Raw genomic sequence first — 23,008 nt, 5'->3', positions numbered from 1 at the left:
AGTACTAATAACTTAAATCAGACTATACTATAATACCACTTTTAAAATAAAAATTCTACACCTTTTGATATTGTCTAATTTTTTCTATAAGATTTTTCATGTTTTCCCTTGCTATTACTGGGTTTCTGGCATGTGAATACACTAAAAATTTCGGTTGTTTTGTGTCAGAAACGATATAAGACCACTCTTTTTCGGTATATTTGAACTGTACTCCTTCAAATATACCTTCTTCCTTTCTTTCCATATCAGCCAATAATTTCCTCATTACTTTCCCTTTTTCATTCCATGAACATACAACTTCATCACAAAGTAGGTAGAGCGGCGGTGATTGCTCTACTATGCTGAGAAATGTTTTCCCCTGCAATGCTATTAACTCGAATAATTTTCCAATTCGATATAAAATATCTCGCTTCCATCTTGCTTGAAACGACTTTTTTTCATCCTGCGTATAAAATAGAAGGTAACATTCTCCTAATTTCAAAGACATCGGGTAAATATTTCCTGCCGATTCAAGTAATAAATCTGGAATATCTACCTCTTCAAAATCTGTTCCTTGGTAAATATTACTATGATTATCATATAACTCGAAATAATTTCCTTGCTCTGAAAACATAAGTGCCATATTTGCTTTACTTGATTTCATCAAAGCTTTCACATGATCCTTTTGTTGGCCCGCATAAATCCATGTAACTGTGCATCCGAGCCTTTGTAAAAAGAGCATCAGTAAATGTTGTAACATATCATTCCTCTTATTAATAAGAAGATGAAACTTTTGTTTTTGTATTTTCTCAATATCAACGCGCTCTAATACAGCCTCTATATAATCATGTAAAGAAACGTGGACTAGCTTATTCCGCCCCATTTCTTTCTCACATACGTAATAAAACGACTCAGACATATATACTTGTTCTATCGCTTTTTGCTGCTTATACGTTAATTGTACCCCATCCTTACCATATAACTTTATAACAACCTCTTTTTCATTTTCCACTTGAATGAAAACCCCACCAGCACATTGTAAATCCTGAATGCTATACTGAAAAAGCGATTCGTTCATTTCTTTGCATTCCATCGTATGAACCCCGATACCATGAATCGCATGAAGAAAGAGATTTTTATAAGAAGTCGTTTCTATATGTTCTTGACTCCCAATTAATATACTTTCCCCTTTCGCAAAAAGGGACCCGTACGCCATTGCAACCTTTACAATAAATTGAGGAGTGATCTCAACATTACCTCTTCCTACAATGCGGCTTTTTTGCAGCCATCCTGCACTCTTTTCACTTTCTTGAACACCAGCCGATCCTACTACCGAATAGCTGTCAATCGCCTTATATGGCCATAGTTTTCCCTTTTGCTTAATTACCGTACTTTTCCCTATATGACAATGATCTGCTACAATGCTTTTTTGAAACAGCGTAACGTCATCTTCCACCATTGTATGCTCTCCTATTGTCGTTTCTAATAGCTCGCAATACTGCCCAATGTGCGTATTTGCAAAAACAATACTTTTTTGAAGATGAGAATAACTTGAAACAATACTATTTTTCCCGATAATAGAGTACGGTTCAATTACAGCTCCAGCACCAATCTTTACTCCTTCTCCAATAAAAGAAGGACCGTGAATTTTCGTTCCTTTTCCTATCGTCACACCTTCTCCCATCCATACCATCGGCAATACTTCCGTATAAGGAATTGGTACTTGCAATTTTTTCGTTAACAAATCAAATTGTGCTTGTCGATATTGATCAAATGTACCGATATCTAACCAATAACCTTCTGACAAATATGCAAATAATGCGTTCTTATTTGCCAATAGCGGAAACACATCTTGACTGAAATCAAAAAATTCTCCGGGCGGTATGTAAGAAAAAATTTCTGGCTCCATAATATATATACCTGTATTCACAATATTAGAGACTACTTCATTCCAGCTCGGTTTTTCTATATATCGTGTAACCTCTTGTTCTTTGTTCATTACAACTAAACCGAATGAGAGTGGGTTTTCTACTTCCTTTACAAACATAGTTACCATTCTTTTCTTTTGTTCATGAAACATAATTCCTTCTGATAATTGAAAATCAGTTAACGCATCCCCGCTTATGACAACAAACGTTTCATCTAAAAATGTTTCCGCTTGTTTAATACTCCCTGCGGTTCCAAGCGGTGGAGAGTCTTCAAAATAGTACAAGTTAACGCCCCATTTGCTACCGTCACCAAAATATTGCTTAATGGCTGTACTCATATACTGAACAGTAATTGCAATTTCACGAATACCATGCTGACGTAATAATTCAATATTGTATTCCAAAACTGGCTTTTCTAATAATGGCAACATCGGCTTTGGAGTATTACATGTTAATGGTCTAAGGCGTCGTCCTTTTCCTCCAGCTAAAATAACCCCCTTCATATACTTCAGCCTCCACTTATATAATGTTCAGTAACTTCATATACGATATGTATATTATCTACCCCGCATTAACTAGCAGTATAAAATAAAACTTTAATTAGTAGGGATTTTGTGCATCCCCCACTGATTATTAGCCTTGACCACTCGACTCGGGCTTTTACAGGCAGTAAAACTCCCTATATACATGTACATTTTAAATGCCACGAAAGAAAGCGCTTACTATTAACTCGTTAAACTATTACTTATTAAATGAACAACATATGTGTCCTATTTTTTCCATTACATTATGATACATCTTATCATCATAAACTAAAGGAAACAACGAGCTTTTTTTGTCATGTTTTGACTAAAAAAGGCAGGTGATGTTTCACCTGCCTTTTTTCTTTATTCATTTAATAAGTAATGCTTTCCTTTTACTAAATAAAAAACATTTTCAGCAATATTTGTAATATGATCTGCTACACGCTCGATATATCTCGCCACAAAGGATAATTGTGTAATTTGTGTAATTGCTTCTGGTTGTTCTGGAACTGAAGATATAAATTCACGAATCGCTTTCCCATATATTTCATCAACTGAATCATCCATTTCGGCAATTTGTTTCGCAAAAGTTAAATTTTCTTGCTCATATGCTTCTAGCGCTAACTGTAGCATCTTATTTGCAATTGCAAACATTTCATCAAGATTGTGCAAACTAACAACCACCTCTTTTTCCCCAAGACGAATTGTTGATTTCGCAATATTAACAGCATGATCTGCAATACGCTCTAAATCTGTCGCTGTTTTAATTGAAATGAAAATCCTTCTTAAATCACTTGCTACAGGTTGCTGCTTCGTAATAAGCATCAGCGCAAGATCATTTATTTCCTCTTCTAAATTATCCATACGATAATCACCATCAATTACCTCTAACGCTTTCTCTACATCCCTTTTATGAAGACCTTCCATAGCAAGCAATAAAGCTTCCCTCGCTAGCTCTCCAAGCTCAATCACCTTTTGCTGTAACATTTTTAAATCACATTGAAACTGTTCTCTTACCATTGTTTCTTCCCCCCTCAATATTATGTGCCATTATATATAGATCTCCTACCTAGCCTATTTGTAATAAGCCTTAAGATAGGAGAAGTATTACTTCTCTAATTAAATGAGGTAAAAATAAGAAATACCCTCTGTTAAGAGGGTATTTACTCTTATCCTTGCAACGATATCAACCGAATCGGCCTGTAATATAATCTTCTGTACGCTTATCTGAAGGTGTCGTAAATAATTTATTTGTATCTGTATATTCCACAACTTCTCCACTTAAGAAGAAAGCAGTTTTGTCTGAAATACGTGCTGCTTGTTGCATGTTATGCGTTACGATCACAATACTAAAGTCTTTCTTTAACTCTTGAATTAATTCTTCTACTTTTAATGTTGAAATTGGATCTAGTGCCGATGTTGGCTCATCCATTAAAATAACGTCTGGTTCAATTGCTAAACAACGTGCGATACATAGACGCTGTTGCTGTCCACCAGATAAACCGTATGCATTATCATGCAAACGATCTTTTAACTCATCCCAAATCGCTGCTCCACGTAAACTTTTTTCAACAATTTCATCCAATGTTTTCTTATCACGAATACCATGAATTTTCGGGCCATATGCTACATTTTCATAAATAGATTTCGGAAATGGATTTGGCTTTTGGAACACCATTCCCACATGAGTTCTTAATTCTTCAACTGGGTATGATTTTTCAAATATATTGCGCTCTCTATATTCAATTACACCTGTAGTTCGCACGATTGGTACTAACTCTACCATACGATTTAATGTTTTTAAGTACGTTGATTTACCACAACCACTTGGTCCGATAATTGCTGTAACTTCATTCTCATGAATGCTTAAGTTAATATCTTTTAAAGCATGGTCTTCTCCGTACCATAAATTTAAGTTTTTCGTATCAAATACTACTTTATTTGGTGCAGTCTCGATTTTCTCCTCGTTTTTCACCTGTACATTTACTACTGTTGCTACCATTTGAATTCCCCTTTCATCCATTTCCAACTTATTTTCGATTTCGTAACCATAAGACAAATATATTGATAAAGAGTAATAAACCTAACAAGACAATCATCCCAGCAGCTGCTACGTACTGAAATTCTTCTTGCGGTCTACTCATCCAATTAAAAATTTGAATTGGTAAAACTGTAAATCTATCAAACATACTAAATGGAACATAATTTGCAAATGCAAGTGCCCCGATAACTAATAGCGGTGCCGCTTCTCCAATCGCCCTTGATATCGCTAACGTACAACCCGTTATAATTCCTGGGAAAGCAGATGGCAATACAATTTGATACATCGTTTGCCACTTCGTAGCACCTAATCCGTAAGAGGCTTCTAATAATGAACTTGGTACAGATCGTATCGCTTCTTGACTCGCTACAACAACTGTCGGTAAAACGAGTAAACTCATCGTCAGTGCCGCCGCAATAATACTCTCACCTAAATGAAGAGCATATACAAAGATAGTTAAGCCGAGTAATCCAAATACAACGGAAGGTACTCCTGCTAACGTTTGATTATTAATTTCTATTACCTTTTTAAATATAGATTCCTTCGCATATTGCTCCAAATAAAGAGCAGTTCCAACTCCAAATATAAAGGAGACTGGTATAACAATACTCATAAATAATATTGTTCCTGACAAAGCTGCAGCAATCCCAGCTTCTTTCGGATTACGCGAAGCGAAGTTTGTAAAGAAATCTATCGAAAGGTAACTTATACCTTTTTCAAAAATTTGAAAAAGCAAAATAAGTAGTATTGCTATTGAAAATAAAATTGCTATATAAAATAACAACTTGTAAACTCGGTCTTTTAAAAAACGTGATGCCATATTTTCTTGTATTTTTTTATGATTCAACATTCGCATATTATGTCACCCTCCTAAAGCGGCGCATAATAGAGTGTGAAATGATGTTCATTATAAGAGTAAACAAGAATAACGTTGCGCCTACAGCGTACATGCTGTAATACGTAATTGTTCCATGCGGAGCATCACCTAAGCTCACTTGCACAATATAGGCTGTTAGCGTTTGAATAGAGTGTGTCGGATCAAGCGATACATTCGGTGTAGATCCCGCTGCAATTACAACTATCATCGTTTCACCAATTGCCCTGGAAGCAGCTAATATAATCGCTGCCATAATCCCTGTAAAAGCCGAAGGAAACACGACTTGTTTTACCATCTCAAACCGAGTTGCTCCAAGTGCTAACGAAGCTTCTTTCGTCCCTTTCGCTACAGCTCTCATCGCGTCTTCAGATAGAGATGCAATTGTAGGTATCATCATAAAGCCAATAACAATACCTGGACTAATCGCATTAAAAAACTGTAAATCTGGTATAATCCGTTGTAAAAGTGGTGTGACAACTGTTAATGCAAAAAAACCATATACAATTGTCGGAATACCTGCTAATAGTTCTAACATCGGTTTTAATACTTTCCTTGCACCGTTTGAAGCATATTCGCTTAAAAATACGGCACACGCTAAACCGATAGGAATTGCTACAAGCATGGCAATTGCTGTTACAAGGAACGTTCCACATATAAGTGGTAATATACCGAATTTAGGATCTTCAAAAAAAGGTAACCATTCTTTTCCCGTCAAAAAGGAGAGTAATGGTATTTTTTGAAAAAACATCAATGTTTCATTTGCCAATGTGAAAATAATTCCAAGTGTCGTTACAATAGACACGCTAGCAATTATTTTTAGTAATAACGGAACGATTCGATTGATTCGCTGCGTTTTTTTTCTTTGTTTTGTATTTCTTTCAATCAAATGTTGTACAGAAAATGTAATTTGATTTTTGTCATTATGAGCCAAAGATGAAAACCCCTCTCCACCCTGACATTACCTTTTTATTTCTGTTAACATCCGCAGCTGTTCATTGTATTGTTCTTTTGGTAATTTTACATATCCAACCTCTTCAGCAAGATCACCAACATGTTGAATCATAAACTCAATATAATTTGCTACATTCATTTTATTTCGGATAGATGCATCATTCACATAAGCAAATAGTGGCCTAGATAATGGCTTATACTTACCTGATTGAATGGTATCTTTCGTCGGAAGTACACCATTCACTTTTATTGCTCTCACCTTATCTCGATTGGCCATATAATAAGCATATCCTACAAAAGCAATGGCATTTTTATCATTCATTACCCCTTGCATAATAACTTGATCATCTTCAGACAAAGAGACTTTTTTTACAATGCGACTATTTTGTAAGATGACATTTTGAAAATAATCATACGTACCAGAGTCTACACCTGGCGCATAAAACTTCACCTGTTCACGTGGCCATGATGAATGAATTTGTGACCATCGCTTTTCGCTTTCATCTTCACTCCATAATAGACGTAACTCTTCTACCGTCATATTGTCTACCCAAGTATTTTGGCGATTTACAACGATCGTAAGACCATCGTAAGCGACTTCAAACGGTGTAAACTGAATGGAGTTTTTCTTCATCTCATTTTCTTCCACTTGTTTCATTGCTCTCGAAGCATTATTTATATCTACTTCTCCTTTACTGAAACGATTAAATCCTCCTCCTGTTCCAGAAACACTAATAGAAATTTTCACGTTTGGATGCACCTTTGTATATTCCTCCGCTACTGCTTCTATAACAGGAAAAACTGTTGAGGATCCATCAACTCTCACTTCTCCCATTTCATTCACAGCAAATGCAGTAGACGTGCCAACATAAAGGAAACATGTCGACAGCATGAAAACTTTAATCGATGCACTTATCCATTTCACGTGTTCTTCCTCCTAGAAGTAACCGGAAATAACAGGATTACAGATATAAGAATACTGCTAAACTATTAATTCGGTTTTAATTGTTTGTAAAAGTTTTGTAAAGTTCCACAAGAATCAACATTAGGTAAAACTTTAATCCGTAGCCACTGTTCATTTTCACTGATGATTGGTTCATAAAACCATTTTCCTCCAGAGGAATGTATAAGTATCATTTGTGAGGCCTCTTAATTTTCCGATATGATATGCTTGTCCACTTTATTAGAACGTATGCATGAACCATAAAAAAAAGCACACTATCTTTTCAGATAGTGTGCTTTTTTTACAACTTTTTTATTCATCATCTTGCTCTTTATTTTTCTTTTTATTATCTATTTCCTCTTTTGAAGCTTCGCCATTTTCTATTTTTTTCAAATCAAAGTACGCGTCCATAATGTCACGGCTAATATATCCGTTAATACCTGATTTATCATCTACCCAAGGTACAACAACAGAAAATGCTACTTCAGGGTCTTCAAGTGGCGCATAACCTACTAATGTTAAGTTATATGTTTCTTTACGCTCACCGTTTGCCTTTCTACCAATCTCTTTATCTCCGCCATACACAGTTTGAGCTGTACCTGTTTTACCAGCAGCTTTATATTGTGCACCTGCAAAGTATTTCGCAGCTGTACCACCAGAATCGTTAAATACTTGTCTAAATCCTTCCTGAACACGTTTAATTTGTGATTCAGGCATATCAATACGATTTAGCACTTTCGGTTCCATTGAATGAACCACTTTTCCAACTTCGTCTGGTTTCACTGCCGGTTGACGAATTTCTTTCACAACTTGCGGCTGCATACGGTAACCACCATTTGCAATTGTTGAAACATATTGCGCTAATTGAAGTGGTGTATACGTATCATACTGTCCAATTGATAAATCTAATAAGAAACCTGGCTGAATTCCTTTACCTGTTTGGCCCGCTGATTCATTCGGTAAATCAATACCTGTTTTCACACCAAGTCCAAACTGTCCGAAATAATAACGCATCGTATCAAATGCTTTTTGTGGTATATCTAACGTACCACCTCTCACATATTGAACACCTGCGAGATTCATCGCCGTTTTAAACATATAAACGTTAGAAGACATTTTTAATGCTGTCAAATCATTAATATATCCCATCGTCTTCCAAGAAGATTTTTTCGGCGTTCCTTTCAATACGATTGGTTCATCGAGTTGAACTGAACCTGGTTGAATCGCACCTGTTTGATAGCCTGTAAGTACTGTCGCACCTTTTACAGTTGATCCCATCGGATAGGAACTTGTCATCGTTCCTAATGCGAAATCCTGCACTTTCGTTTCGCCATTTTCATTCACTAACTGTTTCCCTGCCATAGATAAAACTTCACCATTTTTCGGATTCATCATTACAACGAATGCACGATCTAAAAGAGGTTGTCCCCCTTTATATCTCAATAAATTTTTAGTGATAATTTCTTCTACACGCTTTTGTAATTCCATATCAATTGTTAAATTCAGATTGTTACCACTTTGCCCTTTTGATACATTAATCGTTTCTAAAATATTACCGTTTTTATCTGTAATATTTTTCACTTCCGCTTTATTACCATGCAAACTATCTTCATACTGCTGCTCAAGATAACTTTTCCCTACGCGGTCATTTCGATTATAATCACGAACAAGATAGTAATCTAGTCTTTCTCTAGGTAAACCTTCATCAGACGTTGACACCCCGCCAAGTACACTTCGGAATAAATCATCATAAATATACTTTCGATCCCAATCAACATTCGTATCTACACCCGGTAATGCTGCTAGGCTTTCACTAATAATCGCATATTCTTCTTCTGTAGCATCTTTTTTAATAACTTGAGGTGTCATTGCATATCCGCCGTCCATTTTGCTTTTAATCGCTAGTATTTCTAAATCTTTTGCGGATAATTGATTCACTTCTTCTTCTGTCACGCGACTTCGTTGACGTTCATCTAATTCTTTATCGTCAATTTTTTTATCTTTTAACTCTTGACGATCTTTATTCGTAATCTTTTCTTTAGCTTCCTCTTTGTGCATAGCAAGCCAATAATCTTTTTTATCGCGATCTGTTAATTTATCTGTCGGTACTTCAATCAAATCTGCTAGCTTTTCCGCTGTTTCTAAGCGAGCCTCTGCAGTTGATCCTTTCATTTTTGTAAATGTAATCGTACGAACAGCTGCATTATCTACTACAGCTCGCCCATAACGGTCAAATATTTTCCCACGTGGTACAGGATTACTTATCGTCGAGTTCTCTTTCCTCTCCACTTCATTCTTATATTCCTCACCGCGAACAATTTGTACATATCCAAGTCTTACAATAACCGCGGAGAACATTAAAAACACGCAGAAAAACAGCACGTTTAACCGAAAAGGAACGTGAGTCTTTTTCTTTTGTTGTTTCTGCTTCTTGCTCATACAAACCCCCTCTACCAACAGCTATGTAATGTGAAAGGGACACCTTCATACAGGTGTCCTCACTGCTGTCTTACATCTTTTTCTATTCTAGCATAAAACAACCGAGAAGTTAACCTTCTGGTTCTGTTTGATTCTGCGCAGTTGCTTGCGTTACAACACTTGTTTTACTTGCATTTCCCTCATCATATTTGACATTTTTAACTGCAAAATAAATAAGAAAATGTCCTGCACCTAAAATACATAATAAGTAAGGTAAACTTTTTTCGGGCGGAAAGAATAGTACAGCACATAAAAAACTTAAAATCGAGCAAATTCTTCCTGCATTTAACCATAATTCCCGGACAACTACATACTCTACACGCCACTCTCTCGCATTTTTCGCTCTGCCAATTACATCATATGTCATGGACCCGTACGGAACGAGCAAAATAGGGTATGCAATCGCAATACACGCTGCGTAAATAAGTAATTTTGCGTATGTAACATTGAATATAACTAAAAATACGACTGCATATAAAATAATGCCGCCAAGCAAAATTGCTTTTTTCCGCCACTCTTTCTTTAACATACGAGTGACTAAGTAGTAACATACAAATGATACAGCAGAATTTACTAAGCTATATTTTCCTAAGGCGAGTTCGCTATCCGTCGCTAAATACACGTACACGGAAATTACAAAAATAAACGTTCCCTCTCTCAACCCTTGGAAAAAATGAGCACGTGTAATTCTTCCCCAATTTTTATCAATCTGCCGCTCTTTCAATACTTGTACAATTTCATACCGTCCTTCACATTCTCTCTTAGATACAAAAAAGCTTAAAATGACAGCAATTGCAAATAACAGTAACGAAAGAAAGAATATGACCGTATAACCACTCCATTTTTCCATACGTGAAATTGTGTATCCAGCTGCTATCGGTCCAATCATGCCAGAGAAGGATGTAAGAAGTCCAAGAAACCCATTAAAGAAATCTCTTGTTTCTGGTTCTGTAATCTCAAATGTTAATAAGTTAAACGCGAGCCAGTAAAAACCATATCCGACTCCTAAAAGAGCCCCCATTAATAAAATATAGTGAGAAGCGCTTTTTCCCGCTACTAAAACAACGATAAAAAAAATAGCTAACGTGCCTACGCCTATTCGTAACAAGATTGAGCGATCAATACGCTTCGCTAATTTCCCACCTATAAGAAATGTGAGAGGCTGTAATACAACGCTGGCCAAATTATACAAGCCAAGATTCACATAATTTTGTGTTTGTTTCCATAAATAAATGTTAACAAACGTATTCGATAAAGAAATTGCGAGCGTGTATAAACCTCCAATAAGGAGCAATAACACTAAATCCCGATTCACTTCAACGTCACCAATTACATGTTTCCACTTCATACACAACTCTCCTTTACTTCATGTTCTAGTCTTCCAAAGACAAGCCCAATTATGTAAAAGGAAAGCATAGAAAAAAGCTAGGAGCATTCTCCTAGCTTTTTCTATCGTTATTACAATTATTTTGCTTCTTGGTAACGTTTTTCAGCAGCGTTCCAATCTACAACGTTCCAGAATGCACCGATGTAGTCAGGACGACGGTTTTGGTAATTTAGGTAGTAAGCATGTTCCCAAACATCTAAACCTACAACTGGAGTTTTACCTTCAGTTAGAGGAGAATCTTGGTTTGGCGTGCTTGTTACTTCTAACTCACCATTGTTTACTACTAACCAAGCCCAACCAGAACCGAAACGAGTTGCGCCAGCTTTTGCGAATTCTTCTTTGAATGCATCGAAGCTACCGAATTTCGCTTCAATTGCAGTTGCAAGTTCGCCTACTGGTTGTCCGCCGCCGTTTGGAGATAAGATTGTCCAGAAGAATGTATGGTTAGCATGTCCGCCACCATTGTTACGTACTGCTGTACGGATTGCTTCTGGTACTTCGTTTAAGTTTGCAACTAATTCTTCTACGCTTTTGTCAGCTAATTCTGCATGACCTTCTAAAGCAGCGTTTAAGTTTGTAATGTACGTGTTATGATGTTTTGTATGATGGATGTTCATTGTTTCTTTGTCAAAGTGAGGCTCTAAAGCATCATACGCATAAGGTAAATTTGGTAATTCGTGTTTTGCCATTGTTATATTCCTCCCAATTTATGTATTGCCACTTAAGTGACATACAACTTCATTCTACCCTAATTGCCATAGGGTGCAAACAAATAAATCACATTGTCTTGCTATCATTAACGTAGCAAAAATCCCACTTCTTTTCAATTAAAATGCTCATATATTCCGTAAAAAAAGCTCCCTTCTACAAGGAAGCTTCCCACTGACATAATAAACATGTGAAATGGATATGGACCCTGTAGGACTCGAACCTACGACCGGACGGTTATGAGCCGTCTGCTCTAACCAGCTGAGCTAAGGGTCCACAATTATGTATGTAACAACATATCAAATAAAGGAATTCCTATCAGATATATCCTTTAAGAAATGTAAGATAAATTTACCATATGGCAAAGAAAAGTGTCAATTGTATTTTTCTCATATAAAAGAAGAAAATTAATAAAAAGAAATTTAGTTATCTCCACTATATGTAAATATAATATATCTTGAGATTCTCTAGATTCCTACGTTACAATGATTTTATACATACATAAAGGAAGTGAATCTATGTCCATATTTACCCAATTAGCCAAAAGCGTGTATTCGCCTAAAGATATGGCGTTATTCCGTTTTCAAAAAATCGGAAAAACCATTTTGTATATTATGCTACTTTGTCTAATCACTACTATTCCAAGAACATTCTTTTACGGTAGCTTTATTCAAGATAGTGTTACCATGGTAAATCAAGCAATTGAAAAAGATTTACCTGATTTTAAAATCGAAAACGGTGAACTAAAAGCAGATATTGAACAACCTATTCTAAAGGAAGAGGGAGATGCTCTTTTCGTATTCGATCCCAATACAACAGATATAGAAACATATCAAAACAAAACTGGTTTATTTATTTTAAAAGATAAAGTAGTTTCTATAGGAAATGGTCAGACACAAACATACTCCTATAATGATTTATTAGGGACATCTCTTGAGAAGAAAGATTTGCAAGATTTCATTTCTGTATTCGATAGTATTTATCCAATTTTACTAGCTGTTATCGGCGTGTTAGTATACCTATTCCAATTGTTTATTACTTTCTTAGGAATTACTTTACTTGCGTTTATAGGTTCTGCTATGAGCGGTCAACGTAAATTATCTTATAAGCAAGTATGGACGTTAACTGCATACAGCTACACAATTCCAACAATCTTCTTTATGATTATGGATCTATTCAAAATTGTTGTACCTGGTTCAACATTCATTTATATCGCAGTTGTTTTAATTGTTCTTTACTTAACGATTAAAGAAGTTCCAAAACCGAAAGAAAAATAAGAACGAAAAAAATGCCTAAATAGGCATTTTTTTTTTGGACAAGCATATATTCCTAGCAAAGGAGTGAAGAATATGAAGAGATTAGGTGTATTCTTATTCGTGCTTGTTCTTGGTTATATATTTTATTACGATATAAAAATCGGCACTTTACCGATGTTAAGTTCATATAAAAAAACAAATGCGGCCCAAACGATAAAACAAGAAAGTACAGATACAAAACAAAATAAAGAGAACAAGGCAGAAAAAGAAACAGATGTAACTTATAAAACAATTGAAGTCAAAACAGGTGAGACAGTTCTTTCTATTACCGAACAAATTAATAAGAAAAAAATCCCTTCCATCGAAAAGGTAATTGATGACTTTAAACAACTAAACAAAAGTACGTCTGCTACAAAAATACAAATTGGAAAGTCTTATAAATTCCCGTTATATCAATGAGCAATCACTTAATCCTTGTCAATTGCATAAAGGCGCTGATACAATAGTAAAAGTGAAACCGAGCACTTCGGTTTCTATAGCCCTGTATCACGTATACTTTCATTGATATGAGGGACTAAATAAGAAACTTCTTTTATAAGGAGAGCGATCTATTCGTGAATGAAATGACTCATCGTACAAAAACACGTCCAGTTAAAGTCGGTAATTTAACAATTGGCGGTAATAATGAATTAATTATACAAAGTATGACAACAACAAAAACACATGATGTTGAAGCAACAGTTGCTGAAATTAAACGTTTAGAAGAAGCTGGCTGTCAAGTCGTCCGTGTTGCTGTTCCAGACGAACGTGCAGCAAATGCTATTGCTGATATTAAAAAACAAATCAACATTCCACTTGTTGCTGATATTCATTTTGATTATCGCCTTGCTTTAAAAGCAATTGAAGGTGGCATTGATAAAGTACGTATCAATCCAGGTAACATTGGTCGTCGCCATAAAGTAGAAGCTGTTGTAAATGCAGCAAAAGAACGCGGTATTCCAATCCGTATCGGTGTAAACGCAGGTTCATTAGAACGTCACATTTTAGAAAAGTACGGATACCCAACTGCAGATGGTATGGTCGAGAGCGCCCTACATCACATTAAAATTTTAGAGGACTTAGATTTCCACGATATTATCGTATCTATGAAAGCCTCTGATGTTAACTTAGCAATTGAAGCATACGAAAAAGCTGCTCGTGCTTTTGATTACCCATTACATTTAGGTATTACAGAATCCGGAACATTATTTGCCGGAACTGTAAAAAGTGCCGCTGGTCTTGGCGCAATCTTAAATAAAGGCATCGGAAATACACTACGTATTTCATTAAGTGCTGACCCAGTTGAAGAAGTAAAAGTTGCGCGTGAACTATTAAAGTCATTCGGTCTTGCATCTAATGCAGCAACACTTATTTCTTGTCCAACTTGTGGTCGTATTGAAATTGATTTAATTAGCATCGCTAACGAAGTGGAAGAATACATCTCTACACTAAAAGTACCAATTAAAGTTGCAGTACTTGGTTGCGCTGTAAACGGTCCTGGTGAAGCTCGTGAAGCTGATATCGGTATTGCCGGTGCACGTGGAGAAGGATTATTATTCCGTAAAGGGCAAGTTGTTCGTAAAGTACCAGAAGAAATAATGGTAGAAGAACTGAAAAAAGAAATCGATGTAATTGCTGCTGAAATGGCTGCTGAACGAGAAAAAGAAAAAGAAAAAGAAACACAAGAACAATAAAAAGAAGGTTGCCACAATATTTGTGGGCAACCTTCTTTTTTACGTAAAAAAGCTCGTCAGTTATGTAACCGACGAGTTCTTATTTTGCACATTTTGGACAACGGCCATATATTTCAAACTTATGCCCGGTTACTTCATAACCGTTAAAATCTTTATTCATAAAATCCATCGGGCAGGAAGTAATCTCTTTCGTCCCCCCGCAATCTAAACAAATAAAATGATGATGATGTTCCATAATAGAACATGTAAAACGAAAATGTTTTTCACCATTTAATTCCGTTTGTTCTAAAACACCAATTTCAGCAAACACCGTTAAGTTACGATAAATCGTATCAAAGCTAAGACCTGGATAATCATCCTTCATATGCTCTAAAACGTCTTTCGCCGTTAAATAACGATTGTGAGCCGCAAATAACCTGAGCATTTCTTCCCTTTTCCCAGTATGTTTGTATCCTTTATCTTTCATTAGGCGTAAAGCTTCTGTTAGATTCATATCTATCCCTACTTTATGCAGTTTTTTTCTTTTTCCATAAAATCGCACCAATTAAAATAAGAACTGCTATCATAACAATTGTACCACCTGGTGCTAGATCAAGTTGATATGAAGCAAACATTCCACCAATTACTGCAATTTCACCAAATAAAATGGAAAAGAAAATTGTTTGTTTAAATCCATTCGCAATACGAATACTTGCTGCAACTGGTAACGTCATTAATGATGATACAAGAAGAACCCCTACTACACGCATTGATACTGCAATAACAAGAGCAACCAATATAATGAAAATAAAGTGAATCCACTTTGCACTCAAACCGGTTGATACAGCATATTCCTCATCAAACGATAGTAAAAATAACTCTTTGTATAATAAAGTGATCGTTATAATAACAACAATTGCTACAATGCCGATGATTATTAAATCCGTACTTGTTACAGCACTTACACTCCCAAATAAATAACTAAATAAATCAGTGTTAAATCCATTTGCAAGTGATATAAAAATAACCCCAATCCCCATTCCTGCTGAAAGAATAATCGGAATTGCTAATTCTTGATAATGTTTATATACAGTACGTAATTTTTCAATTAGTAACGCCCCACCAATAGAAAAAATCATTCCCATATATAACGGATTTAAAAATCCTCCTGTGAAAATTGTTTTTTCTAGTAGTAAACTTGCAGCAATACCCGATAATGTCACGTGACTTAAAGCATCCGCAATAAGCGACATTCGGCGAATGACAACAAATACACCGATAAGCGGCGCAACAAGTCCTATTAAAACCCCTGCATATAAAGAGTTACGTAAAAAGTCATATTGTAAAAAATCTTGTATCATTATATCCTCCCGTGATGCTCATGCTCGTGTTCTAAGCGATGAACATGATGTCCATATAAGACGGACATTTCTGCATCTTCTAACTCTCGGAACTTCTCTACATTTCCATGGAAATGTAGATGTTGGTTTAAGCATGCCACATGTGTTACCTTCTCTGTAACAGCTCCCATATCATGAGTAACGAGAATTAATGTGATTCCTAACCTTTTGTTTAAATCCTCTAATGTCTCATAAAAACTTTCTACATTCTTCACATCTATTCCAACAGTGGGCTCGTCCAAAATAAGTAATTCAGGATCACTAACGAGCGCACGAGCAATAAATACACGCTGTTGTTGTCCACCAGAAAGTTCTCCGATATTGCGCCCTTGAAACGCACTCATCCCTACATCAGCAATCGCTTTTTCCACCTTTTCCTTATCGTTTTTCGTGAAAAAGCGAAACAGCCCTTTTTTCGAAACGAGTCCCATTGATACAACTTCAAAAACAGTGGCCGGAAAACCAGAATTAAAGCTATTTGCCTTTTGCGACACATAACCAACTTTGTTCCATTCTTTAAACTTCTTACTATCAACACCAAACAAACGAATACTTCCCTGTTTTGGCTTTAAAACGCCTAATAAACATTTTAGCAAAGTTGATTTCCCAGAACCATTTGGCCCAACTAAACCTAAAAAAGCTCCCTTCGGAACTTGCAAATTAATATCTTCTAACACATTTCGATCTTCATATCGAAATGACAATCCTTCTATTTCTAATATATTATTCATAGCATCTCACCTATTTTAATTCAGAATGATTCCGATTTATATCTATTTGAATTATAGTACAGCTTATTATAGTTGTAAACCAATCTGCCTAAAATATATCAATTTTTTCAAGAAACCTTACTATTATAACAAAAAGCAGAGAAAAATTCTCTGCTTTCGAAAAGTATTCCTATAAAGTGAAACTTTAATCAGTGGGGGTTTTCTTCATCCCCCACTGATTATTAGTTGAACCAATCGGACTTTTATGGGCAGTTGATCCCCCACCTAACTTCTTTGCTTTCGCTGAATTTTGAGGTGGGGGTCTTACTGCCCATTAAAGCGGGATAAAATGAAACCTTAATCAGATGAGGCCATCCCCTAACGATTGGCGAGGGCTTTTTCTGGATAATTTTTCTAGTGGATAGCTGATTTAAACTTGCCACCATTTGTCTCTTGTGTATTCATAATCGTAACAAACGCATTCGCATCAATTTCATACACAATTGATTTTAACTTCGTCACTTCCAGACGCGTTACAACTGCATAAATAACTTCTTTTTCTTTATCCGTGTAACCGCCTTTCGCTACAAGCTTTGTAGTTCCACGACCAAGACGATGCAAAATCGCATTTGATACTTCCTCATATTGATCTGATACAATTAAAACTGCTTTCGTTTCATCTAAACCTTGAATAACTGTATCAATTGTTTTGAATGCGATATAGTACGTCATAACAGAATACATAGCTTGTTCAACACCAAATACAAATGCTGCCCATGCAAAAATGAATAAGTTCACAAACATTACAAATTCGCCAACAGAGAAAGGTAATTTCTTCGTTAATAAAATACCCATGATTTCTGTTCCGTCCATTGATCCACCATGGCGAATAACGAGCCCTACACCAATCCCTAAAATAAGACCACCAAACACTGTTGCTAAAATTGGCTCTGTTGTAAATGGCGGAACAGCATGTAACGTTGATTCAATAAACGCTAAAGCTACAATACCGAACGCCGAAGATAGCATAAACGTTTTTCCGATTTGCTTATAACCTGAATACATAAATGGGATATTGAGAATAACGACTAAAGTAGAGAAACTTAACCACCAAATATTAGGAGTAAGATAATCTAATATAAGAGAAATACCAATAATTCCACCATCAATAATTTTATTTGGCATTAAAAATAGTTCAATCGCTACCGCTGCGCATGCTGCCCCAAAAATAATCATAACTAAACGATAAATAAGATGGATAACACTTTCTTTTCGATGTTGCTTTTGTTCCATAAGTCCTCCTTATACTCTTTTTCTATAGTTTCGTCCTTATATTATAACATACGCTTCTTTTTCTCATGAAAAAAGAAACTCTACGCGAATATGTACAAGCTACGTACTCATATATTTCGATAGAAGAACGTGTGAAGGAGGATAACTCAATGAACCTCATTAAACAACTTGTAAATAAAAAATTAAATCATATTTCTACAAAAGAGTTATTGAAATATAGTAAAGAGTATGAAGTTTCTATTACGACTGCACAAGCGGATCAAATTGTTTTACTTATGAAAGGTAAGAATATTAACATTTACGATAATGACGAACGGCTAGAGCTCTTAAAACAAATAGCAAAAGTAACCTCCCCTGCTACTGCCCAACAAGTAAATACTTTATTTCAGCAACTACTAAAATAAGGAGGGGAAAATCCCCTCCTTATTTCTTATTGCGCTTTAATTTTCTCAAGAATTCCTTCATCAAAAGTACCATTTTTCAGCATTTCGATTTCTAATTTATATGGCGGCTTCTTATCTTTTTTATCTTCACCTACATATGGCGTTTCAAGAATTTTTGGTACGTGCATTAACTGCGGATGATGTACAATATGATGTAACGCTTTATAACCGATATGACCGAAGCCGATATTTTCATGACGGTCCTTTCCTGCGCCGCATACATTTTTACTATCATTAATATGAAGTACTTGCAAACGATCCATACCAACAATCTTATCAAATTCGTTTAATACGCCGTCAAAATTATTTACAATATCATATCCTGCATCGTGCGTATGACACGTATCAAAGCATACTGATAATTTTTCATTATATTTTACACCATCAATAATCTTTGCAATTTCTTCAAAGCTACGACCGCATTCTGTTCCTTTTCCTGCCATCGTTTCTAACGCAATGTTAACCGTCTGCTCTGACGTTAATACTTCATTAAGCCCTTTAATAATTTGTTGAATACCAGCATCCGCTCCTGCACCAACGTGCGCACCTGGGTGAAGAACGATTTGTTTCGCTACACCTAATGCCGATGTTCTTTCAATTTCCATGCGAAGGAAGTCTACACCTAATTGGAATGTTTCTGGCTTCGTCGTATTCCCAAGATTAATAATATATGGTGCATGTACGATAATTTCCTCAATACCGTTTAGTTCCATATGTTTTCTTCCTGCTTCTATGTTCAATTCTTCAATTGGTTTTCTTCGTGTATTTTGCGGTGCACCTGTATAAATCATAAACGTCGTTGCACCGTATGAAACAGCCTCTTCACTTGCTGCTAATAACATTTTCTTACCACTCATAGAAACATGAGATCCAATCTTTAACATACAATCACCTCTTCAATATACAATAGATATAATGATAGCATAATTTGTAGAAATATGTAGCGAATTGTTTGTTCCTAAAACACTACGCAAATTGTAACTAGCTACACCGAAACTTTAATCAGTGTTTTTCCATTCCCCACCGATTATTATCCCGCAAATAGCCGGATAAAAAAAGATAAGGGGGCTCCCCTTATCTTTTTTTATTGCTATATTTTTTCTTGACTTTGTCACGTTCTGTTGCAAGTTTACGTTTATAGTTTGGTTTTACTTTTTTCGGCTTTTTAATAACTTTCGTTGCCATAACGTCAAGTTCATCATTTGGTTTTTTACGGCTCTTACGACGACGACGTTCACCTAAATCCGCCCACTCATCTCCGCGTAACTCTACATGCTTGAACTCAATATGACGTTGTTTTTCTAAACTATCTAACGCTTCTTCATTTGCTGGATCATAAATCGTCACTGCAATACCTGAATGCCCCGCACGTGCTGTTCTTCCAACGCGGTGAACGAAGAAATCTAAATCTGATGGAAGTTCGTAGTTAATAACATGACTAATTCCTTCAATATCAATACCACGTGCTGCTAAATCAGTTGCAACAATATATTGGAATTCAAGATCACGAATTTGTTTCATCATTTTTTTACGATCACGCGGTGATAAATCTCCGTGAATTCGTCCAACTTTTAAGCCACGTTCCATTAATCCGTCAGCAACCTGATCCGCCATCTTCTTCGTATTCGTGAAAACAACTGCTAAATACGGTTTAAATTGTAGCAACATTTTGTTCACTAAATCGATTTTGTTACGATGTTTAGAAGGTACTAAATAATGCTCAATATTCCCAGCCGCAACTTGTTTTGGATTGATATGAATATGCTCTGGATTCTCCATATATTTCTTCAGAAACGGTTTTAGTTTTTGAGGAATTGTTGCAGAGAAAACTAGCATTTGCAAGTTTCTAGGCATGCGTGATGCAATTTTGTCTACATCATGAATGAATCCCATATCAAGCATTAAGTCTGCTTCATCGACAATAATAGTATTTGCTTTATGAACAAATAATGCTTGCGCTTCTACTAAATCTTTAATACGTCCTGGTGTTCCAACTACAATATGAGGTTGTTTTTTCAACTTTTCAATTGATCGTTGTTTATCAGTTCCACCAATTAAACAACGTGCTGTAATCATTTGATCTTCCGCACAAAACTTTGTTAATTTCACGATTTCTTCGTAAATTTGTTGTGCTAACTCACGAGTAGGCGCTGTAATAACAAGTTGTACTTCTTCACGACTTGCATTAATTCTGTTCAATGTAGGAAGTAAGTATGCATGTGTTTTCCCAGAACCTGTTTGGGATTGTCCAATTACACTTACACCTTTTTTCACGACCGGGAAAATTTTCTTTTGAATTCCTGTCGGTTCTGTAAAGCGTAGTTCACGAACTGCATCTATTAAAAATGGTTTAAAATCATACTGTGTAAAAGTTTGTTGTGTCATAAGTTACACCTTCTTTCTAAATTTCTACTGCGCGCACAAATCAGTCAAGTCTACATTATATCGAAATCTACAAGTAAAATCCATCTTTAGTTTAGGTTTTTCCTTCAAAAACTAACCTTCTTCCCTCTTATTGCATATTGTATGTGTATATACCTAACTGAAGAAAGGAGGATTTCTCACATGTTTCCAAAATCCCCCACAAGGCAAATGTATCCGAATCAAGGACAACAACCTTATACACCATATCCAATTCCACAGCTACCACCGATGGCACAAAAAAAGAAAGGGTTCCTTGCTAAACTCTTTAAAAAACACGATCCAACCGAGCCTTTCATGCAAATGGTTCCACCTTATCGACAAATGGAAGGACCGCCGCCAATGATGCACCAGCAACCACCGCCCCAATATCAACAACAATACCAATACCAATACCAATACCAACAACAATACCCGCAGCAATACTCACAACAATATCAACCATACATGCAGCAACATCCAGAGCAAATGATCCCCCCTCAAATGTATGAATCAAATGAAACGCGCGGCGGTGCAGCAACTACAGCAGCATCAAGTAGCGGCATCGGCAGTTTTTTTGCAAATTTAATTTCGAATCCAACTAATATGATAAACAATATTGAAAAAGTATCCCAAGTCGTTCAATCTGTAAGCCCTGTCGTCGAACAGTACGGTCCTATTATGCGTAACCTACCAAGCATTGTTAAAATCCTCACCTCTGGAAAAAGTACGGAAGAAGATCCAACTGAAAATCCAACTGAAGACATAACAGAAAAGGTTGAGGTAGCAACTCCGCCTCCTCCACAAAAAAAAAGAAAAAGAAAAAAAATAGTGATTGAGCCTGTCATAGAAAAGGAATTACGAGAGGAGCCTGTTCAAAAAATAGCAACAAAACCAAAACTATATGTGTAACAATCCTTTGTTTTCTATCCACTCCTCCTTTATAATGTAAAAGACTATGCACAAAAGTATCTCTTGTTTAGAAGGAGAGGATTACTCATATGAAAATTGTTAAAATTTCCCCTCGTGGTTATTGCTACGGTGTTGTGGACGCGATGGTTATTGCACGTAACGCCGCATTAGATACATCATTACCAAGACCTATTTATATTTTAGGTATGATTGTTCACAACAAACATGTAACAGATGCATTCGAAGAAGATGGCATCATTACATTAGACGGTCCAAGTCGATTAGAAATTTTAGATAAAATCGAATCTGGTACTGTTATTTTCACTGCACACGGCGTTTCTCCAGAAGTTAAACAACGTGCAAAAGAAAAAGGTTTAACGACAATCGATGCCACTTGTCCAGATGTTACAAAAACACATGACCTTATTGAAGCAAAGAAAGCTGAAGGTTACCATGTCATTTATATCGGCAAAAAAAATCATCCAGAACCAGAAGGCGCAGTTGGTATTGCACCTGACATCGTTCACCTTATCGAAAGAGCTGATGATTTAAAAACATTAGAAATTCCAACAGATAAAATTTTAGTTACAAATCAAACAACGATGAGCCAATGGGATGTTCAACATTTAATGGAGGACATTCAGAAGAAATTCCCAACAGCAGAATTCCATAAGGAAATTTGTTTAGCAACTCAAGTTCGCCAAGAAGCTGTCGCTAAACAAGCTGATGTTGCAGACTTAACAATTGTTGTCGGTGATCCGAAAAGTAACAACTCAAACCGTTTAGCACAAGTATCACAAGAAATCGCTGGTACGAAAGCATACCGCGTTGCAGACGTAAGTGAGATTAAATTAGAGTGGCTACAAGGTGTAGAAAACGTAGCTGTTACAGCAGGTGCTTCTACTCCAACTCCAATTACAAAAGAAGTTATCGCTTTCTTAGATCAATATGATCCAATGAATCCCGCTACATGGGAGAGAGTTCGAAAAGTACCATTACAAAAAATATTACCTCGTGTAAAAGTGAAAAAAGAACAATAATAAAAACCGTTGCCTATATGAGCAAC

21 protein-coding genes and 1 tRNA gene are annotated in these 23,008 nt (G+C 36.0%); 6 read left to right on the top strand and 16 right to left on the bottom strand.

All coding sequences use genetic code 11. The features are described 5' to 3' along the window. Positions 1-55: 55 nt before the first annotated feature. The 10 genes from ILT06_RS03150 to ILT06_RS03105 all read right to left on the bottom strand — a co-directional run bounded on the left by ILT06_RS03150 (position 56) and on the right by ILT06_RS03105 (position 12,092). The gene (locus ILT06_RS03150) at positions 56-2,410 is read right to left on the bottom strand and encodes a sugar phosphate nucleotidyltransferase (RefSeq protein WP_064474790.1); all 2,355 of its coding nucleotides are present in this window, start codon (positions 2,408-2,410) and stop codon (positions 56-58) included. A gap of 384 nt (positions 2,411-2,794) precedes the next feature. After that, positions 2,795-3,451, bottom strand: coding sequence for a phosphate signaling complex protein PhoU (gene phoU, locus ILT06_RS03145; protein WP_033657724.1), 657 nt, complete (start codon positions 3,449-3,451; stop codon positions 2,795-2,797). Between the two features lie 166 nt (positions 3,452-3,617). Then, positions 3,618-4,433, bottom strand: a complete 816-nt coding sequence (gene pstB / locus ILT06_RS03140) for a phosphate ABC transporter ATP-binding protein (protein ID WP_064474789.1) — start codon at positions 4,431-4,433, stop codon at positions 3,618-3,620. Between the two features lie 28 nt (positions 4,434-4,461). Then, positions 4,462-5,328, bottom strand: coding sequence for a phosphate ABC transporter permease PstA (pstA, locus tag ILT06_RS03135; RefSeq protein ID WP_088048106.1), 867 nt, complete (start codon positions 5,326-5,328; stop codon positions 4,462-4,464). Position 5,329: 1 nt separating this feature from the next. Next, entirely contained in the window at positions 5,330-6,280 is a 951-nt protein-coding gene (pstC, locus tag ILT06_RS03130) for a phosphate ABC transporter permease subunit PstC (protein WP_222654812.1), read from the bottom strand. A gap of 27 nt (positions 6,281-6,307) precedes the next feature. Continuing rightward, positions 6,308-7,225, bottom strand: coding sequence for a phosphate ABC transporter substrate-binding protein PhoX (gene phoX, locus ILT06_RS03125; protein ID WP_088048104.1), 918 nt, complete (start codon positions 7,223-7,225; stop codon positions 6,308-6,310). Positions 7,226-7,555: 330 nt separating this feature from the next. Beyond that, positions 7,556-9,682, bottom strand: a complete 2,127-nt coding sequence (locus ILT06_RS03120; protein ID WP_064474785.1) for a peptidoglycan D,D-transpeptidase FtsI family protein — start codon at positions 9,680-9,682, stop codon at positions 7,556-7,558. A 109-nt stretch (positions 9,683-9,791) separates the two neighbouring features. After that, the gene (locus tag ILT06_RS03115) at positions 9,792-11,069 is read right to left on the bottom strand and encodes an MFS transporter (protein WP_088048103.1); all 1,278 of its coding nucleotides are present in this window, start codon (positions 11,067-11,069) and stop codon (positions 9,792-9,794) included. A 116-nt stretch (positions 11,070-11,185) separates the two neighbouring features. Further along, positions 11,186-11,797, bottom strand: a complete 612-nt coding sequence (sodA, locus tag ILT06_RS03110; protein WP_001052034.1) for a superoxide dismutase [Mn] — start codon at positions 11,795-11,797, stop codon at positions 11,186-11,188. 221 nt (positions 11,798-12,018) lie between these two features. Beyond that, a tRNA-Ile gene (locus ILT06_RS03105) sits at positions 12,019-12,092 on the bottom strand. A 242-nt stretch (positions 12,093-12,334) separates the two neighbouring features. Between ILT06_RS03105 and ILT06_RS03100 the strand changes: the two genes are divergently transcribed. The 3 genes from ILT06_RS03100 (at position 12,335) to ispG (ending at position 14,805) form a co-directional block, all read left to right on the top strand. Beyond that, positions 12,335-13,093, top strand: a complete 759-nt coding sequence (locus ILT06_RS03100; RefSeq protein WP_000021902.1) for a DUF1189 domain-containing protein — start codon at positions 12,335-12,337, stop codon at positions 13,091-13,093. Between the two features lie 72 nt (positions 13,094-13,165). Then, a complete protein-coding gene (locus tag ILT06_RS03095; protein ID WP_088048102.1) occupies positions 13,166-13,531 on the top strand; it encodes a hypothetical protein in 366 nt (121 codons plus the stop codon). A gap of 164 nt (positions 13,532-13,695) precedes the next feature. After that, the gene (gene ispG, locus ILT06_RS03090; protein ID WP_122950842.1) at positions 13,696-14,805 is read left to right on the top strand and encodes a flavodoxin-dependent (E)-4-hydroxy-3-methylbut-2-enyl-diphosphate synthase; all 1,110 of its coding nucleotides are present in this window, start codon (positions 13,696-13,698) and stop codon (positions 14,803-14,805) included. A 79-nt stretch (positions 14,806-14,884) separates the two neighbouring features. Here ispG and ILT06_RS03085 read toward each other — a convergent pair whose 3' ends face one another. From ILT06_RS03085 to ILT06_RS03070, 4 genes are all read right to left on the bottom strand, one after another. Next, on the bottom strand, positions 14,885-15,298 hold the full coding sequence (locus tag ILT06_RS03085) for a Fur family transcriptional regulator (protein ID WP_001054512.1): 414 nt from the start codon (positions 15,296-15,298) through the stop codon (positions 14,885-14,887). A 13-nt stretch (positions 15,299-15,311) separates the two neighbouring features. Continuing rightward, positions 15,312-16,145, bottom strand: coding sequence for a metal ABC transporter permease (locus ILT06_RS03080; RefSeq protein WP_064474782.1), 834 nt, complete (start codon positions 16,143-16,145; stop codon positions 15,312-15,314). Further along, positions 16,145-16,915, bottom strand: coding sequence for a metal ABC transporter ATP-binding protein (locus tag ILT06_RS03075; RefSeq protein WP_064474781.1), 771 nt, complete (start codon positions 16,913-16,915; stop codon positions 16,145-16,147). Before ILT06_RS03075 ends, ILT06_RS03080 begins: the two co-directional genes overlap by 1 nt. Positions 16,916-17,308: 393 nt before the next feature. Continuing rightward, positions 17,309-18,187: a YitT family protein gene (locus ILT06_RS03070; protein ID WP_000435955.1), complete on the bottom strand. Its 879-nt coding sequence runs from the start codon at positions 18,185-18,187 to the stop codon at positions 17,309-17,311. A gap of 149 nt (positions 18,188-18,336) precedes the next feature. Here ILT06_RS03070 and ILT06_RS03065 point away from each other — a divergent pair, with 149 nt between their 5' ends. Further along, positions 18,337-18,591 (top strand): DUF2624 domain-containing protein, encoded by a 255-nt coding sequence (locus ILT06_RS03065; RefSeq protein WP_001048965.1) that lies wholly within the window; start codon positions 18,337-18,339, stop codon positions 18,589-18,591. Between the two features lie 26 nt (positions 18,592-18,617). Here ILT06_RS03065 and ILT06_RS03060 read toward each other — a convergent pair whose 3' ends face one another. Together ILT06_RS03060 and ILT06_RS03055 are read right to left on the bottom strand one after the other, a co-directional pair. Continuing rightward, positions 18,618-19,514 carry a deoxyribonuclease IV gene (locus ILT06_RS03060; protein WP_064474780.1) on the bottom strand — a complete coding sequence of 299 codons (897 nt, stop codon included), beginning with the start codon at positions 19,512-19,514 and terminating at the stop codon, positions 18,618-18,620. Between the two features lie 190 nt (positions 19,515-19,704). Further along, positions 19,705-21,015, bottom strand: coding sequence for a DEAD/DEAH box helicase (locus ILT06_RS03055; protein WP_000194012.1), 1,311 nt, complete (start codon positions 21,013-21,015; stop codon positions 19,705-19,707). A gap of 180 nt (positions 21,016-21,195) precedes the next feature. Here ILT06_RS03055 and vrrA point away from each other — a divergent pair, with 180 nt between their 5' ends. Together vrrA and ILT06_RS03045 are read left to right on the top strand one after the other, a co-directional pair. Next, positions 21,196-21,942, top strand: coding sequence for a VrrA/YqfQ family protein (vrrA, locus tag ILT06_RS03050; protein ID WP_064474779.1), 747 nt, complete (start codon positions 21,196-21,198; stop codon positions 21,940-21,942). An 89-nt stretch (positions 21,943-22,031) separates the two neighbouring features. Then, complete coding sequence (locus ILT06_RS03045; protein WP_000706674.1) at positions 22,032-22,982, top strand: 4-hydroxy-3-methylbut-2-enyl diphosphate reductase; 951 nt, start codon at positions 22,032-22,034, stop codon at positions 22,980-22,982. The last annotated feature ends 26 nt before the right edge of the window (positions 22,983-23,008 follow it).

The organism is Bacillus sp. 17RED48, assembly GCF_019837545.1.
Taxonomy (GTDB): Bacteria; Bacillota; Bacilli; order Bacillales; family Bacillaceae_G; genus Bacillus_A; species Bacillus_A wiedmannii.
Note: the sequence above shows the minus strand (reverse complement) of the source record. Positions and strands in the feature narration are given on the sequence as shown.

Bases quoted from the DNA above. Each gene is read 5' to 3' on its own strand.
- ILT06_RS03150 (WP_064474790.1), bottom strand. From the start codon at position 2,410: ATGAAGGGGGTTATTTTAGCTGGAGGAAAAGGACGACGCCTTAGACCA.
- phoU (WP_033657724.1), bottom strand. From the start codon at position 3,451: ATGGTAAGAGAACAGTTTCAATGTGATTTAAAAATGTTACAGCAAAAG.
- pstB (WP_064474789.1), bottom strand. From the start codon at position 4,433: ATGGTAGCAACAGTAGTAAATGTACAGGTGAAAAACGAGGAGAAAATC.
- pstA (WP_088048106.1), bottom strand. From the start codon at position 5,328: ATGCGAATGTTGAATCATAAAAAAATACAAGAAAATATGGCATCACGT.
- ILT06_RS03120 (WP_064474785.1), bottom strand. From the start codon at position 9,682: ATGAGCAAGAAGCAGAAACAACAAAAGAAAAAGACTCACGTTCCTTTT.
- ILT06_RS03115 (WP_088048103.1), bottom strand. From the start codon at position 11,069: ATGAAGTGGAAACATGTAATTGGTGACGTTGAAGTGAATCGGGATTTA.
- sodA (WP_001052034.1), bottom strand. From the start codon at position 11,797: ATGGCAAAACACGAATTACCAAATTTACCTTATGCGTATGATGCTTTA.
- ILT06_RS03100 (WP_000021902.1), top strand. From the start codon at position 12,335: ATGTCCATATTTACCCAATTAGCCAAAAGCGTGTATTCGCCTAAAGAT.
- ILT06_RS03095 (WP_088048102.1), top strand. From the start codon at position 13,166: ATGAAGAGATTAGGTGTATTCTTATTCGTGCTTGTTCTTGGTTATATA.
- ispG (WP_122950842.1), top strand. From the start codon at position 13,696: ATGACTCATCGTACAAAAACACGTCCAGTTAAAGTCGGTAATTTAACA.
- ILT06_RS03085 (WP_001054512.1), bottom strand. From the start codon at position 15,298: ATGAATCTAACAGAAGCTTTACGCCTAATGAAAGATAAAGGATACAAA.
- ILT06_RS03080 (WP_064474782.1), bottom strand. From the start codon at position 16,145: ATGATACAAGATTTTTTACAATATGACTTTTTACGTAACTCTTTATAT.
- ILT06_RS03075 (WP_064474781.1), bottom strand. From the start codon at position 16,915: ATGAATAATATATTAGAAATAGAAGGATTGTCATTTCGATATGAAGAT.
- ILT06_RS03070 (WP_000435955.1), bottom strand. From the start codon at position 18,187: ATGGAACAAAAGCAACATCGAAAAGAAAGTGTTATCCATCTTATTTAT.
- ILT06_RS03065 (WP_001048965.1), top strand. From the start codon at position 18,337: ATGAACCTCATTAAACAACTTGTAAATAAAAAATTAAATCATATTTCT.
- ILT06_RS03060 (WP_064474780.1), bottom strand. From the start codon at position 19,514: ATGTTAAAGATTGGATCTCATGTTTCTATGAGTGGTAAGAAAATGTTA.
- ILT06_RS03055 (WP_000194012.1), bottom strand. From the start codon at position 21,015: ATGACACAACAAACTTTTACACAGTATGATTTTAAACCATTTTTAATA.
- vrrA (WP_064474779.1), top strand. From the start codon at position 21,196: ATGTTTCCAAAATCCCCCACAAGGCAAATGTATCCGAATCAAGGACAA.
- ILT06_RS03045 (WP_000706674.1), top strand. From the start codon at position 22,032: ATGAAAATTGTTAAAATTTCCCCTCGTGGTTATTGCTACGGTGTTGTG.